The following is a 14532-nucleotide window of genomic DNA, read 5'->3' on the forward strand; positions in this document are numbered from 1 at the left end:
CCACGCGGAACCTTCAGCGAACCTTGCGGCTGCGTTCCAGGACGGGCTTGTGACCTTCTGCGTCGAGGGCGCCCGAGGGCGCGATCCCGTCGTTTGGCAGCGAGCGCATCCCCTGTCCGGCGGTGCGGGAGGACGGCAGGTTCACGGACGGGTCGCCGGCGGCGCGTTTCATCCTCAGCGCACGCCGGGCGTTCCCGCTCAAGTCGGTGCGGGCCGCTTCGTGACGTCGACGCTCGTGCTCCCGGCTCGCCCGCTTAAGGGCACCGGCCAGGACCGCACCCTTGCGCTTCGTTCCGCTGTTGTCGGTGGCCGGACGTGCGCCGGAGGGAGCGGACTTGCCACGGAACTCGCGACGCTGCTGCTGGGAGATGTCGCGAGCCCTGTCTCGACGTTCGCGCAGGCGCTTGACCAAGGCAGAGAGTGCACCGTCGTCTAGGCCGCGAAGCGCCGGATGGTGGGCCTGCGTGACAAGTTCGTGTTCGTCGCCGCTCAGCAGGCGTGCCTCGTCCTTGCGGGTCACCGACATTCAAACATCCCTTTTCCGGGGACCGCACCCGACCACTCGGGTCAACGGCCCCTCGTCTCCCTGTCAGACGTCTGGTGCGACCGATCCATCCATCACGGAGACGAGACGACGCGCGCGGCGGGCGCTAGAGACCTGGCATGGACGCCATGAAGAGCCGCCTCACGGACCTCTATGAAGGGGAGAGCGACCGGGCCCACCGGTTCCGCTACGGCCTGCTCGTGTTCGATGTCGCTACCATCCTGTTCATCGTGGTGTCCTCGTTCATGCCGAGGGCGCCGTTGGTGGAAGGCTTCGATGTCCTGATCGGGGTGGCCGTGCTGACGGACTTCGTCGCGCGCTTCTCGATCTCGCAGCATCGCTGGCGTGAGTTGCTCCGCCCGACCACCTGGGCGGACATCGCCGCGCTGGTCTCCTTCCTCGCACCCATCGTCGGCGAGGGAGCGGGATTCCTGCGCATCATGCGAACGCTGCGACTTCTCAGGACGTACCAGCTCCTGGACCGCCTCCGTTCCGACAGCGACTTCTTTCGCCGCAACGAGGAGGTGATCCTCGCGGCCACAAACCTGGTTGTGTTCGTCTTCGTGATGACGGGGCTGGTCTACGCCACCCAGCACCGCTCCAACCCGGCCATCGGCAATTACGTCGACGCCCTGTACTTCACCGTGACCTCGCTCACGACCACCGGCTATGGGGACATCACCCTGTCGGGCACCTCGGGACGCCTGATTTCGGTGGTGGTGATGCTGTGCGGGGTCACCCTGTTCTTGCGCCTGGCGCAGGTGCTGTTCAGACCCAACAAGGTCCGCCACCCTTGTCCGGCCTGCGCCCTGCAGCGTCACGAGCCGGACGCCGTCCATTGCAAGGCCTGCGGGACCGTCCTGTGCATCCCTGACGAGGGCGCCTATTGAGGTAGGTTGGATCGGCCCTTGGCATTACCGGGAGCCGACGGCTTGTCGCCCCATTCACGGTCGGATCTTGGGCCGCCATTCCCGTTCGTCGGGCCCTTGAGCTGGCCCGGCACCACGTCCGTGACCCGGGTCCACGTCTGGGTTCCACATAGAACGGCCAGGAGGCAGCCCTTCACCGACAGCTCGGAAGGCGTCTCGCTCCAGATGGTCACCGCATAGGACTTACCGTTGTCCCCGTTGTAGTTCTGGCCCGAGAACCGACCGTCCCCGCCCGGCTTCAGTCCCAAGATCATCTGGTGACCGAGCAATGGGCGTTCCCGCTTGCCGGTGTCGGGGTTCTCCCGGTCGACGCGAGGCAGGCCGTTCACACCGAGCGGCTTGCTGCCCCAGACCACGTATCCGCACAGGTTGGGTTGCCCGGTCCGCAGCGCTCGGTCCGGACCCTGGCCCGCTTGTCCTCAGTCAACCAAGTCCCGGTCGGCTCGGGGGCATAGGCGGGAGTGAGCGTCATGCCGGCCGTGGCCAGCGCGGCGAGCAAGTGCGTTGCGGAATGCTTCATGCGGTCTGTCGTTCTCGGGCGGGCATGGGTTTCAGAATGGGTACAGGGCCATCCTCGTGAGCCGCCAGCGCGGGACGAGGATGGCCGTCGTTGGATCAGTGACCACCGACTGCGAAGGTCGCACCAGGCTTGTCGTGGGTGCCGATGCGCTCGACCATGGTGGCCGTCGCCTCGTTCATGCCGACCACGTCGACCGTGACGCCGTGGTGGCGGAACTTCAGGACGACCCGTTCGAGAGCGTTGATCGCTGAGATGTCCCAGAAGTGCGCTGCCTGCAGGTCGATCACGACACCCTTGAGGGCTTCTTCGCGGAAGTCGAAGGCGGAATGGAACGCCTCCGCCGTGGCGAAGAAGATCTGTCCGGTGACTCGGTAGGTGCGCACGTCGCTCTCGCCGCGGGACGACCGGACGGCAAAGAACTTCGTGACCTTGTGGGCGAAGAACAGCCCGCTGAGGACCACCCCGAACAGGACGCCCTTCGCCAGGTCGTGGGTGGCGACCACCACCGCGACGGTGCCAAGCATGACCACGCTCGATGCCTTCGGGTGGGTGACCAGCGTGCGCAGGGACTTCCACTGGAAGGTGTTGATCGAGACCATGATCATCACCGCCACGAGCGAGGCCATCGGGATCTGCGCCACGTAGGGCCCGAGCGCCACGATATGGAACAGCAGGAAGACGCCCGAGAACAGGGTCGACAGGCGCCCGCGTCCCCCGGAGGAAACGTTGATGACGGACTGGCCGATCATGGCGCAGCCGGCCATGCCGCCGAAGAACCCCGAGGTGATGTTGGCCACGCCCTGGCCAGCGCATTCCCGGTTCTTGTTCGAGGTCGTGTCGGTCATCTCGTCGACGATGGCCGCGGTCATCAGGCTCTCTAGCAGGCCAACCATGGTCAGCGTCAGCGAGACCGGCAGGATGATCCAGAGGGTGTCGAGGGTGAACGGCACCTGCGGCAGGGCCACCCATGGCAGCTCGCTCGGAAGCGCGCCCATGTCGCCGACCTTGTGGATGCCGAGGCCGAGATACATCGAGACCGCCGTGAGCAGGACGATGGTGACCAGCGGCGACGGCACCGCCTTGGTCAGGTACGGCAGGCCGTAGATGATGCCGAGGCCGACTGCGGTCATGACGTAGACCGTGGTGCCTTGCCCGAGGAGCTCCGGCATCTGCGCTAGGAAGATCAGGATCGCCAGGGCGTTGACGAACCCGGTGACCACCGAGCGCGAGACGAACCGCATCAGGTTGCCCAGGCGCAGCGCCCCGGCGACGATCTGAAGGAGCCCGGTCAGGATCGTGGCGGCGAAGTGGTAGCCGACGCCGTGATCCTTCACGAGGCCGACCATGAGGAGCGCCATGGCCCCGGTGGCGGCGGAGATCATTGCCGGGCGCCCGCCGGCAAAGGCGGTGACCACGGCGATACAGAAGGAGGCGTAGAGGCCGACCTTGGGATCGACGCCGGCTATGATCGAGAAGGCGATGGCCTCGGGGATCAAGGCCAAGGCGACGACCGCCCCGGCCAAAAGTTCACGCGTGACGTTCGGAGCCCATTCGCTCCGGAGTTGTGCGAGGTTCATGATGGGTGGGAGACTTTCGTCGTCCCGCACGCGAAGCGTGTTCGATCCGGTGCGGGATGCGCAAGACGGCGGGTCGGCCTCCTCGGAGGTTCGCGACACGGTCGACGTCGATTGCGTGGTCCGGCGGATCGGCGGCCGGAAGAGCCACCCGGGCTTTCACCGGGTCCTGTTGGATGGTGTGGCCTTACATCGATTTAATGCGGCGGCGCAACATCGCGGACACGGCCGCGAGCCATTTTTACTTTTTCACCAGTCGCAAGGGGCATGCCCCCGGCGAGTGTTTGCATGCCGATGGTGAAGGGAGTGGCTCAGGCCGGCATGACCTGGTCGGACCTTCCGGATGCCAAGCCCGGATGATGAGAGTGGGCATGCGGCCATGGGCGACACTCGCCCTGATCCTCATTGCCACGGGACTGATGATCGCCTTGGGCTACGTCAAGGTGACCGAGACCACGCTGATAATGCCTCTCCGAATTCGCTGACCAACCTCATCACGCGCCTCTGACGCTCCGGATCGGGCCGTATCCGCAGTCGCGAGGGGCAGCGACCCGTGACGGATGCGGGAATGCTTTCGGCATCCCCGCATCCGCGGTGGTCAGGCGGCTTTGGCGGTGACCTTCTCGTAGGTCCCGGTCGCGATCTGGTCTTCAAGCTGCGCCTTGAAGTCGGCGATGCCCAGGACCTGGACGGGATTGCCTGCGTCGTCGAGGAACTCGTAGAGCGCGTCCTCGATATTGCGGTTGCTGAAGAACACGATGGCGTCCTCGTCGCCACCGCCTTCCAGATGTGGTTCGCCGTTTGCCATGCCGGAGACGTAGCTACCCGTCGGGCGGGTCTCCTTGTAGCTGCCATCCTCGCGGTAGAACCGAAGCTCGCCCTGCATCACAAGCGTCACGTAGGGGCTCTTGTGCCGGTGCAGCATCACCTTCTGGTTCGCCGCGAACTTAAATACGACATCGACGATGCGGTTTTCCTCGTCGACCTTGTAGACGAAGAAGGCGATGTGTGGGAGCCAATCGAGCGTCCGCCAAGTGATGTTGCTCTCGTCGAACATAGGTGTGGGCATTCCGTTTCCTTCCGTTCCCCATCCGGCCGCTCATGGCGGACGCACGGCTTTCCGCCGCATCGGATGGTTTGACTTTTGGGCAACGTCCCGCATGACGGATCGATGCCGCAGCCTTGCCGACCGGGCGGGACTGGCACAGGCGGTCGAGGGTAGAGGCCTAATGTCAGACCGCGTTTACGGCTTGGTCGGCGTTGCAAGCAGGATGTCGTCCAAGAAGCAAAGCATCCCTCCGAGTTGCCGCTTGAAGATATTCGATCTACCTTCGATGCCTCTCACCATCGACGCGACAAATGAACCTGGACGCGGCAAGTTTCCGCGCTTCGGTCAGGCTAAAATAGTATGGCCACGGTGAAACGAAGGTCGGCCAGAGAGATTGTCCCAGTCATGGGTTATTTTCGATCCGTGACGGGATCACCGAATTAGTCCATGCCAATCCAAGATGCTTTACGTTCGTCACCTCACGTCCTCGTCGTTGAGGACGAAGGCCTGATCCGCATGATGGTGGTCGACATGTTGGAGGAGGCCGGCTTCGTGGTGACCGAGGCGCCCCATGCCGATGCGGCCTGGGCCATCCTTGAGAGGTGCCAAGCCGACATTCGGGTGCTGTTCACGGACATCGACATGCCGGGATCGATGGACGGGTTCGTCCTCGCGGAACGCGTCGCGGATGCCTGGCCCCATATCCGGTTGGTTGTGACCTCCGGCGGCCGGAGGCTGGCCGACCGTGAGGTGCCGGATTCCGGTCATTTTCTCGGCAAACCCTATCGTCCGAAGGACCTTTTGCTCGCCATTCGGGAAGCGGTCTGATGACTCCGTGCAGCGATGGAGCGAGAGCATGAGCCGAGTCGTCGAAGAACTGGTGAACGCGTTGGCGCGAGGTATCGTCACCGACGAGGGCGCGGCGCGTGACTTTGCGACAATTGCCGACACCCTTCGCCATGACGGCCACCCCGCATCCGCTAATGCCATGCTGAGTTTAAGCCGCCATCACCGAATCAGGGCACTGGAAGGGCGCGGCAACCTGGCTGCGATCCGATACGTCAACAACACGTCGGACGCGAACCGATCCTGACCGATCCTCTTCCAATTGGGTTCCTTGTCACGCGCGTTCAGGCGATGCCGTCAGGGCAATAGGCCCGACAGCACTCAACTTCCTCGCGTCCAACACAATTGAACGCTATTTCGCCTGGGATGCAGGCCGCCGATCTTTCCGACCCCTCGATGCTGACGCGCGAACAACTCGAAGCCGAGGTGCGCAGTCTACGTGCCCAGTCAGCGTCGCTCGCGCAGATGTTCGAGCAGGCGCCTAGCTTCATCGCCCTGCTGACCGGACCGGAGCACCGCTTCGCACTGACGAACGCTGCCTACCAGCGCGCCATCGACCATCGCGACGTGGCCGGCAGCACTGTGGCCGAGGCGTTGCCGGATGCGGCCGCCCAGGGTTACGTCGACCTACTCGATGCGGTCTTCCGCTCAGGCCAGGCCCACAGGGCGACAGGTGCGCGGTTCGACGTCCAGGCCGTACCCGGCGGTCCGGTCAACGAGCGTTATCTCGACTTCGTCTACCAGCCCATCACAGATGCCCGCGGGTCCGTCAGCGGAATCTTCGTCGAGGGGCACGACGTCACCGAACGCACGCTCGGCGAGATCGCCCTGCGGGAGAACGAGGCGCGCTACCGGACCTTGTTCGAGAGCATCGAGGTCGGCTTTTGCATCATCGAGATGCGGTTCGAGGGCGAGCGTGCCGTAGACTACCGGATCGTCGAGGCCAATCCCGCTTTCGTACGGCAGACCGGTGCCGACGTGGCCGGCAGGTGGGTGAGCGAGTTCGCCCCCGACCTGGAACGGCACTGGTTCGATACCTATGGACGCGTCGCCCTCACCGGGGAGCCTGCCCATTTCGAGCACTACGCGGGGGTGTTCGGGCGCTGGTTTGATGTGCGCGCCCTCCGGACCGGCGATCCGGCTACGCACCGCGTGGCCATCTTCTTCTCGGACATCACCGAGCGAAGGACCATCGAGAAGCGCGCCGAGGCGGGCGAGCGTGAACTACGCCTCATCACCGATGCGCTGCCGGTCCTGATTTCCTTCATCGGTGCCGACCACGTCTACCGCTTCGCCAACAAGGCCTACGACGAATGGTTCTCGGTGCCTGCGGCGGAAATCGTCGGCCGTGACGTCAGGGAGCTTCTGGGAGCAGAGAACTACGCCGCCCGAAGGCCGTACATGGATCGCGCGCTCGCGGGCGAGGCGGTCACGTTCGAACTCGACTGGCCGCGCCGGGATGGGGAACCCCGCGTTGCCGAAATCCGGTATCTACCTCGCCGCACTCCCGACGAGACCGTCGACGGATTCCACGTCTTCGTGCACGACGTGACTGCACGGAAGCAGACGGAGGCCGACCTTGCCGCGCAGGTCGCGGCCCGGACGGCCGAGCGTGACCAAGTCTGGCAGGCATCCTCGGACCTTCTCTGCGTCGCCAACATCGAAGGGTACTTCATCAGCCTCAACCCTGCTTGGCCGAGGACGCTGGGATGGACGGAGGACGAGATGAGGGCGCGGCCGTTCCTCGACTTCGTACATCCCGACGACATCGCGGCCACCCTGTCGGCCGCCGGCGGCCTGGCGCGCGGCGAGGCTCAGTTCACCTTCGAGAACCGATACCGGCACAAGAACGGCAGCCATGTCTGGCTTTCTTGGAACGCCGTACCTCGCGATGGCCTGATCTACGCGTCTGTGCGCGACGTGAGCGTCGCCAAGCGCCAAGCCGAGGTCCTTGCCGAGACCGAGGAGGCGTTGCGCCAAAGCCAGAAGATGGAAGCGGTCGGGCAACTCACCGGTGGCCTCGCGCACGACTTCAACAACCTACTGGCTGGCATCTCCGGCTCCCTGGAGCTGATGCAGAACCGCATGTCCCAGGGGCGCATGGGCGACCTCGACCGCTACATGACCGTGGCGCAGGGCGCGGCCAAGCGGGCGGCTGCTCTGACGCACCGCCTTCTCGCCTTCTCCCGGCGGCAGACACTCGACCCCAAGCCCACGAACGTGAACCGCCTCGTCACGGACATGGAGGACCTCATTCGGCGCACCGTCGGCCCAGCCATTCACCTGGAGGTCGTTGGTCTGTCGGGAGTTTGGCCAGCGCTGATCGATCCGGGCCAGCTTGAGAATGCGCTGTTAAACCTCTGCATCAACGCCCGCGACGCGATGCCAGACGGTGGGCGCATTACCATCGAGACGACGAACAAATGGATAGACGAGGTGGGCGCCCGGCAGCACGACATGCCGCCGGGCCAGTACCTGAGCCTGTGTGTCACAGATACGGGCATCGGGATGTCTGCGGACCTGATGACGAAGGTGTTCGAGCCGTTCTTCACGACCAAGCCCCTTGGCGAGGGCACGGGGCTCGGCCTCTCGATGGTCTACGGCTTCGCTCGACAGTCCGGTGGGCAGGTCCGCATCTATTCTGAGGTTGGCGAGGGCACGACCGTCTGCCTCTACCTGCCGCGTCATTACGGCGAGGCCGACGAGACCGACGTCGCCCGACGGCTTGCCGAGGTTGGTCGTGCGGGCCGCGGCGAGACCGTGCTGGTCGTCGACGACGAGCCCTCGGTTCGGATGCTGGTCACCGAGGTGCTGGAGGATCTCGGTTACACGGCTATCGAGGCCGCCGACAGCGTCTCAGGCCTGAAGGTGCTGCAGTCGAACGTCCGCATCGACCTGCTGGTGACCGATGTTGGTCTCCCGGGCGGGATGAACGGCCGCCAGATGGCGGATGCCGCACGCGAGCGTCGTCCCGACTTGAAGGTGCTCTTCATTACCGGCTACGCCGAGAACGCCGTCCTCGGAAACGGGCATCTCCGGAAGGGGATGCAGGTCCTGACCAAGCCCTTCGTGCTTGAAACGCTTGCGACCCGCATCAAGGATCTCATCGCCGTCTCCTTGTGAATATCGCGAACGCACAGCTTTCCGCCGCATCGAATGATTTGCCGCAAGAGCAACGTTCCGCACGACGGATAGATGCGGCGGCCCATCCGACGCAGCGAGCCAGCCGCATGCGGTCGAAACTGGGCCAGGGGCATGAGGCACTCGTCGATGGTGGTTGCTATCTGGCTGATGTGGGCGGCGTAAAAGTCGGCTAGTTTGAGAGGCTTCTCTTTCGGGAGGGACCCAGGATGTTTGCCGTGGAAGTCTACGCGGCCGTTCGTCAGTTTATTTTCATCGACGGCAACTCTCGTCGCGAGGCGGCCCGAGTGTTCGGGCTGAACGGCGACAGCTGCCGCCTCAAATCCTCCCGCAACCGGCGTGGCCGCGTCGACGGCAGGGCGGAGCAAAATCAGGCCACGGCCGACCCCCACGATCCCGAGACGGGCGAGATCCTGCCAACTTGAGCTTCACGATCGGCGACGAGCGATGAAGGGGCCCGATCGGCCCCCTTCATAGTTGAAGAGGCCGGACGCCACTGGCCTGGTATTACTCCGCCGCAGCGGCCTGGAATTGGTCCGCCCTTTACAGCTCAGACGCCGTGGCCGTGCTTGTCGAGGAGGGCCGCTTCGAAGGTCCGACTTTTAGGTAGGTCGACCCTACGGCCGCCGCGTCACCCATGCACGAGCGGAGGTGAATCTAAGGCGGATCGTGAATGCCTGCTTGCAGGGGAAAACGGGCAGGCAATCAAGTCTCCGACTTCAAATCCCGATCTTGGATCGCACCGTCGGATCGCCTTTCGTTCGATCCTTTCGCGGCAGGCTGCATCTCGAAACGGATCTGAAGGTCGTTCAGTAGCCATCTGCCAGCGCGCCCTAGCGTGCGATCACGCATATGCGCCGCGTACACCGTTAGGGCCCCGGCTGAAGCGGCGTGGTCATCGTCGACACGTAGGGTGAGGAGACGCCCGTTATCCAAGAACGGTGCGACGAGGTTTTCCGGCATCCGGCACCAACCTAGCCCGGCAAGAAGAAAATCGAGGCGACGGCCAAGGTCGACGAAGCGCCAGGTCTTGGAACCGATGATTCCATAGCTCGCCCCTTCGGGCGCGGCCGGGTCGGAAAGAACCAACTGGACGTGCTCCTCAATGTCGGCCCGCGTTGCCGGTCGACCGAGCTGCGCCAGTGGGTGGGTCGGCGCCACGACCGGAAGCAGCTGTGCCTCTACCAGAGGCAGGGCGACGAGATCCTCCGGCACGGTCGGGAGTAGGAGGCAGAAGGCCAGCGCGGCCTCGCCCCGGCGCAGCCGCCGCTCGGCCCCTCGCAGGCCCTCCGTTGAAAAGCTGACCGGGAGGTGGGGAAAGGCGTCACGGAGCGCGCGCAAGCTCTCTATCAGCGGAGCCGTGGGAACCAATGGATCGATGGCCACCGCGAGTTCGGGCTCGATCCCCTCACGGGTCCCCGCCGCCACCGCCTCGAACCGACCGGCGCTTGCCAGCACGAGACGGGCCTGCCCGACGAGCGCACGACCAACCTCGGTCAGTTGCGGGCGATGACCGGAACGGTCGAACAGTCTGACGCCCTGGGCGCCTTCCAGCGTCGCCATGGTCTGGCTGATAGCCGACTGGGCACGCTGCAGCCGTCGGCCTGCTGCCGAGAAACTCCCGAGGTCGGCGATGGTGATCAGCACACGGAGCTGATCGAGAGTGAGGTTGCCAATCATCCATCATCTCAACCGATTGAGAGCATCGGTTTTTTATCGCTTACAGACGGGAGTTGCACCCGGCAAGAATGGGTCGACCGGTCCGCATACGAGGCACGGCCTCGAACCCGGGCAACCATCGTGGAGACCATCATGAGCCGCCTTCTCGTCGTAGAGGCCAGCCCGCGGGGCGATCATTCGATCTCGCGCAACCTCACCCGCCGCTTCGTTTCCGAATGGCGGTCCGCCCACCCGGACGGTAAGGTCGTGGAACGCGACCTGATGCGGACCGACCTTCCTTTCGTGACCGCGCCTTGGCTCCAGGCTTACTTCACCCCATCCGAGCGGCACTCGGCCGAGATGAGGGAGGTGCTACGCCTATCGGACAAGTTGGTCTCCGAGGTGCTAGCGACGGACCACCTCGTCATCGCGACGCCGGTCTACAACTACAATGTACCGGCCTCGCTGAAGGCATGGGTCGACCACATCGTCCGGAAGGGCCTGACGCTCGGCATGGACGGCAAGGGCCTTGTCACCGGCAAGAAAGCGACCGTGCTGCTGGCCTCCGGCGGCATCTACACGGAGGGTTCGCCGATCCGGAACCGGGACATCGCAACCCAGTACCTACGGCTAATCCTGAACGTGATCGGCATCACCGACGTGACGTTCGTGGCCGCTGGGAACGCCAAGTCCGTCGACATGGGCGAGACCGGGATGGACGAGTTCGTCAGCCGCTTTCTGAGCGAACTTGAGGCCGAGGCAGCCTGAACGGAGCGTCTCACGGCCGGATGCTGCAACACTCACAAAAGGCAGCTACCGACCGGCATCCGCCACGCGCCGCAGAAGCTCGTCCATCAAATGGCGTTCGCCCGGCGACAGCATGTCGAGACCATCCAGATGGGACCGCAGGCCCGATGCCATCGTTGCCGATGGGACTGTGGCTGAGGCTTGACGCTCGTCCAGAACCGCAGCCATCACCGCCTCGCGCGCCGCATCGGAGAAGTCTGCGCGTTCGCCTCTCGGATGCCCAAGAAGCGTAAGGATCGTGCCGGTACACGCGGCGTGGATCATGTCGGCCGCGCGTTCCTCCCCGAGGCGTAATCGACCGGCCCGCGCCACGCGTCGGACCCTTTCATGCAGGACCTGAAGCCCGGCCGCTGCGGCGGCCGAGGAGGCGCCATCGGCCGGCATGCTGATGAGCGTAAAGATTGCCGGATGGGCCAGGCCGAAGGCGACGTGGTCGTCCCAACCCTGGCGTAGGTCCGCGACAGGGTCCGGATTAGGTGTCCGCGCGGCCTTACTAGCGACGTATGCGGCGAACGCCTGCTCGGCCACGGCATTGAGCAGGCCGCGCTTGTCGCCGAACAACCGGTAAATCGTTGGGGCCTGGACCACGGCCGCGGTCGATACCGCGCGCGTAGTCGCCGCTTCAATCCCGCCCGCCGCGATGAGCTCGGCCGCGGCGGCGACGATGCGTGCCCGTGTATCAACCGGGATGTCGTCCTGAGGTTCGCTGTGCGCCATCGCAGGAACGTATCGCTGGGGCGTTATCGGCGATAGCACGAACTTGCTTACATCGTTAATCGGCGCTATCAGCGAGTCGTTATCAAAGCTAACGCAGGGTTCGTATCGTCGATGATCGTCGTGACAGGAGCCTCGGGCCAACTCGGCCGTCGCATCGTCGAGCAACTTCTCAGGCTGATGCCGCCGGACCGGATCGTCGCCACCACCCGGGACCCGGGAAAAGCTGATGGGCTCGTCCGAGCAGGCGTAGGCGTGCGCCATGGTGACTATGCGAAGCCCGACACCCTGCTAACCGCGTTTGAGGGAGCTACGCAGGTCCTGATCGTCTCCTCCAACGGGGAGCGAACCGGCGCGGACGTCGTCGCCCAGCATCGAAGTGCCGTCGAAGCTGCGCGTGCGGTGGGTGCTAGGCGCGTCGTCTATACGAGCCACATGGGGGCGGGCTCATCCTCCGCCTTCCCGCCGATGCGCAACCATGCGGGTACCGAGGCCATGCTACGCGACGCCGGCATCGCCTGGACCTCGTTGCGCAACGGCTTCTACGCCGAGACGGTACCGACGATGATGGTTGAAGATGCAGTCGCCACGGGCGTGCTCAGCGCCCCAGTCGACGGCAAGGTCGCGTGGACCACCCACGACGACTTGGCCGCGGCCGCAGCTGCCTTGCTCGTCGATGAGGGGCGGTTCGAGGGACCGACCCCGCCGCTGACCGGTGTGGAAGCGCTGGACCTGGCGGATGTCGCGGCCCTTCTGACGTCGATACATGGCAAGCGGGTCGAGCGCAGGACAATCACAGACGAGGCCATGGCGGCAGGGATGCGAACAGGCGGGGCACCCACCGCCGTCATCGAGATCACCCTCGGCCTGTACCGGGCGGCGCGAGCGGGCGAGTTCGCGAATACCGACCCGACGCTTGCGAATTTGCTGGGGCGTCCGCCTACAGACCTGCGCACCGTCTTGGAGGGTCGGTGAACCACTATGGTGCCGTTATCGGCTCGACCGGGCCAGATCCCTTGTCGTCGGTCGCCGCGGCGCCAATACGCAGGGCACGGGGGTGTCGTGCAAGCACCTCGCGCTGGCGGAGTGGTGCTTCCGCACGGGAGCGTTCCGGATGGGCCTTGCCGTCCCAGGCCAATGGTGCCCCCATGGCGACCGCTGACGTTGCCCGGCTCGCATACATGGCAAGTGTCGCCCACGCGTTCCGGACCGTTGGCATGGTCGCGTGTCAGGCGGCGGCGCCGAAGAATATGGCGGCGTCCGGCGTGGCGGTTTCTCCGAAGACTTCGGTACGGAAGCTACCAGACCTTTGGCGCTTTGCGACGTACATGAGTCGGTCGGCCTCGCGGATCGCCTCGGGCCATTCCAGCTTCGACCCGGGCCGTACGACGAGCGCCCCCAGGCTGACGTCGATGGGATGGCCCGACCCTCCCAGGCCGACGCGGAGGTGACGATGGACAGTCGCGACACGGCTCGCCGCGGCCGCGACCGTACCCGCCTGTAACATCATGACGAACTCGTCTCCCCCGAGCCGTCCAAACAGGTCACCCTTGCTGGTCGCCGCCATGCCGGCTGCGGCGAACAGGCGAAGGATTGCGTCGCCTTCCGCATGTCCGGACGTGTCGTTGACGGACTTGAAGCCATCGATGTCGGCCAGGGCGAGAACCGTGACCGGACCGTCCGCCGCGCATCCCGCTAGGATCGAACGGGCTTGCTTCTCGAACGAGGACCTGTTCAGGACACCCGTCAGCGCGTCGTGCCGGGCCGCATACCGCTCGCGGTTGTAGATCCGCCGCAGGCCGCAGACGGTGGCCGTGACGAAGGCGTAGGCCCCGAGCCGCACCAGGCCTCGCGCCACCGGGGTGACGCCGGACACGCCGGTGTCCACCCCATGGATAGGGAGGATGTTGAGGAAGGCCGCAACCAACGCAACTCCATATGCCGCCCGGGGGCCGAGCCGCCACCCGGCCAGTGCGATCAGCGGGATGTACAAGGGGCCCGTTCCCACCTCCGGGACGAACCAATCGAAGGTGACGAAGGCCAGGCATGACACCACCAGTACGGCCCATGTCGCCCCTCTCGACACGGCGTCCAGACTGTCGATGAGGTCTCGCGGATGGATGGGGCGTATCATAGGGCCGAAGTCTCTTGGGCTGGCATGCTCCGAGGTGGATTTGCCTTCCGAGGGCGACTGTGAGGGTAAATGCCTAACATTGCCCTGGTCTGGACGACGCAATTTCAGGATCCAACATTCTCGTCTGTAGGGCGGAGGAAAATCAGGCCACGGGACGGAGTGAATCTATGCCACTTGAGCGTCACCAAGCCCGCAGAGCCCATCTTTGAAACGATTTCCAGAGCAGACACTTACGACGATGCGGCAACTGGGAGACCGCGACTGAGGCCGGTGCTTTGAGGGCGGTTTAGTGGCCTGGATTTGCGCCGCCCTCAACACTTTGCGACGTCGGTAGCGTTTCCCGCCACCGTCCTGCGCTTCAATCTCTTCGAGTTCGAAGTATTTGTCGTGCGCTAGCCGGATGCCCATCCTCCTGTCGAGGGTGCCTCGGGTCAACGGCCCTGCATATGTGATCGCTTCTCGGCCCAACGTGCTCGGAAGCAGCTTGAGGATCTCTCGGTCCGGCACTTAGACATCCGGCGGCAGCACCTCTTCAATAGCGTGCATCACCCGGTCCCAGAGTTCCGCCCCTACTAATTCCTCGGCCCGCATACACAAGGGCATCGCGACCATCTGA

The 14532-nt window shown here is 64.7% G+C and carries 15 protein-coding genes and 1 other annotated feature; of the genes, 7 read left to right on the plus strand and 8 right to left on the minus strand.

From position 1 onward, the window contains the following. Window positions 1-13 precede the first annotated feature (13 nt). The gene (locus ACYQR9_RS21265) at window positions 14-526 is read right to left on the minus strand and encodes a hypothetical protein (RefSeq protein ID WP_461227947.1); all 513 of its coding nucleotides are present in this window, start codon (window positions 524-526) and stop codon (window positions 14-16) included. Window positions 527-663: 137 nt separating this feature from the next. Between ACYQR9_RS21265 and ACYQR9_RS21270 the strand changes: the two genes are divergently transcribed. Next, a complete protein-coding gene (locus tag ACYQR9_RS21270; protein ID WP_461227948.1) occupies window positions 664-1434 on the plus strand; it encodes a potassium channel family protein in 771 nt (256 codons plus the stop codon). Here ACYQR9_RS21270 and ACYQR9_RS21275 read toward each other — a convergent pair. The 4 genes from ACYQR9_RS21275 to ACYQR9_RS21290 form a co-directional block, all read right to left on the minus strand. Further along, window positions 1428-1802 carry a DUF2147 domain-containing protein gene (locus ACYQR9_RS21275; protein WP_461227949.1) on the minus strand — a complete coding sequence of 125 codons (375 nt, stop codon included), beginning with the start codon at window positions 1800-1802 and terminating at the stop codon, window positions 1428-1430. The two genes, ACYQR9_RS21270 and ACYQR9_RS21275, sit on opposite strands and share 7 nt — an antisense overlap. Next, the gene (locus ACYQR9_RS21280; RefSeq protein WP_461227950.1) at window positions 1799-1993 is read right to left on the minus strand and encodes a hypothetical protein; all 195 of its coding nucleotides are present in this window, start codon (window positions 1991-1993) and stop codon (window positions 1799-1801) included. Before ACYQR9_RS21280 ends, ACYQR9_RS21275 begins: the two co-directional genes overlap by 4 nt. A gap of 95 nt (window positions 1994-2088) precedes the next feature. Beyond that, window positions 2089-3570, minus strand: coding sequence for a SulP family inorganic anion transporter (locus ACYQR9_RS21285; protein ID WP_461227951.1), 1482 nt, complete (start codon window positions 3568-3570; stop codon window positions 2089-2091). Window positions 3571-3684: 114 nt separating this feature from the next. Continuing rightward, window positions 3685-3740, minus strand: a sequence feature (sul1 is cis-regulatory element that is thought to sense ions involved in sulfur or methionine metabolism; They are found in Alphaproteobacteria). A 425-nt stretch (window positions 3741-4165) separates the two neighbouring features. Further along, window positions 4166-4636: a cupin domain-containing protein gene (locus ACYQR9_RS21290; RefSeq protein WP_461227952.1), complete on the minus strand. Its 471-nt coding sequence runs from the start codon at window positions 4634-4636 to the stop codon at window positions 4166-4168. Between the two features lie 426 nt (window positions 4637-5062). Here ACYQR9_RS21290 and ACYQR9_RS21295 point away from each other — a divergent pair, with 426 nt between their 5' ends. The 4 genes from ACYQR9_RS21295 to ACYQR9_RS21310 all read left to right on the plus strand — a co-directional run bounded on the left by ACYQR9_RS21295 (window position 5063) and on the right by ACYQR9_RS21310 (window position 9027). Next, a complete protein-coding gene (locus ACYQR9_RS21295) occupies window positions 5063-5443 on the plus strand; it encodes a response regulator (RefSeq protein WP_461227953.1) in 381 nt (126 codons plus the stop codon). Between the two features lie 28 nt (window positions 5444-5471). After that, window positions 5472-5708, plus strand: coding sequence for a hypothetical protein (locus ACYQR9_RS21300; protein WP_461227954.1), 237 nt, complete (start codon window positions 5472-5474; stop codon window positions 5706-5708). Between the two features lie 149 nt (window positions 5709-5857). Continuing rightward, window positions 5858-8584: a hybrid sensor histidine kinase/response regulator gene (locus ACYQR9_RS21305; RefSeq protein WP_461227955.1), complete on the plus strand. Its 2727-nt coding sequence runs from the start codon at window positions 5858-5860 to the stop codon at window positions 8582-8584. 227 nt (window positions 8585-8811) lie between these two features. Next, entirely contained in the window at window positions 8812-9027 is a 216-nt protein-coding gene (locus tag ACYQR9_RS21310) for a hypothetical protein (RefSeq protein WP_461229894.1), read from the plus strand. Between the two features lie 280 nt (window positions 9028-9307). Here ACYQR9_RS21310 and ACYQR9_RS21315 read toward each other — a convergent pair whose 3' ends face one another. Continuing rightward, window positions 9308-10282 (minus strand): LysR family transcriptional regulator, encoded by a 975-nt coding sequence (locus tag ACYQR9_RS21315; protein WP_461227956.1) that lies wholly within the window; start codon window positions 10280-10282, stop codon window positions 9308-9310. A gap of 132 nt (window positions 10283-10414) precedes the next feature. Here ACYQR9_RS21315 and ACYQR9_RS21320 point away from each other — a divergent pair, with 132 nt between their 5' ends. Further along, a complete protein-coding gene (locus tag ACYQR9_RS21320; protein WP_461227957.1) occupies window positions 10415-11029 on the plus strand; it encodes an FMN-dependent NADH-azoreductase in 615 nt (204 codons plus the stop codon). A gap of 45 nt (window positions 11030-11074) precedes the next feature. On the opposite strand, the gene ACYQR9_RS21325 is transcribed toward ACYQR9_RS21320, so the two are convergent. After that, window positions 11075-12046 (minus strand): TetR/AcrR family transcriptional regulator, encoded by a 972-nt coding sequence (locus ACYQR9_RS21325; RefSeq protein ID WP_461227958.1) that lies wholly within the window; start codon window positions 12044-12046, stop codon window positions 11075-11077. Here ACYQR9_RS21325 and ACYQR9_RS21330 point away from each other — a divergent pair. After that, window positions 11939-12757, plus strand: coding sequence for an NmrA family NAD(P)-binding protein (locus ACYQR9_RS21330; RefSeq protein WP_461229867.1), 819 nt, complete (start codon window positions 11939-11941; stop codon window positions 12755-12757). The genes ACYQR9_RS21325 and ACYQR9_RS21330 overlap by 108 nt on opposite strands. Before the next feature lie 253 nt (window positions 12758-13010). On the opposite strand, the gene ACYQR9_RS21335 is transcribed toward ACYQR9_RS21330, so the two are convergent. Further along, entirely contained in the window at window positions 13011-13916 is a 906-nt protein-coding gene (locus ACYQR9_RS21335) for a GGDEF domain-containing protein (protein ID WP_461227959.1), read from the minus strand. Window positions 13917-14532 lie beyond the last annotated feature (616 nt).

The sequence above is a fragment of the Methylobacterium sp. CM6241 genome, assembly GCF_054817845.1.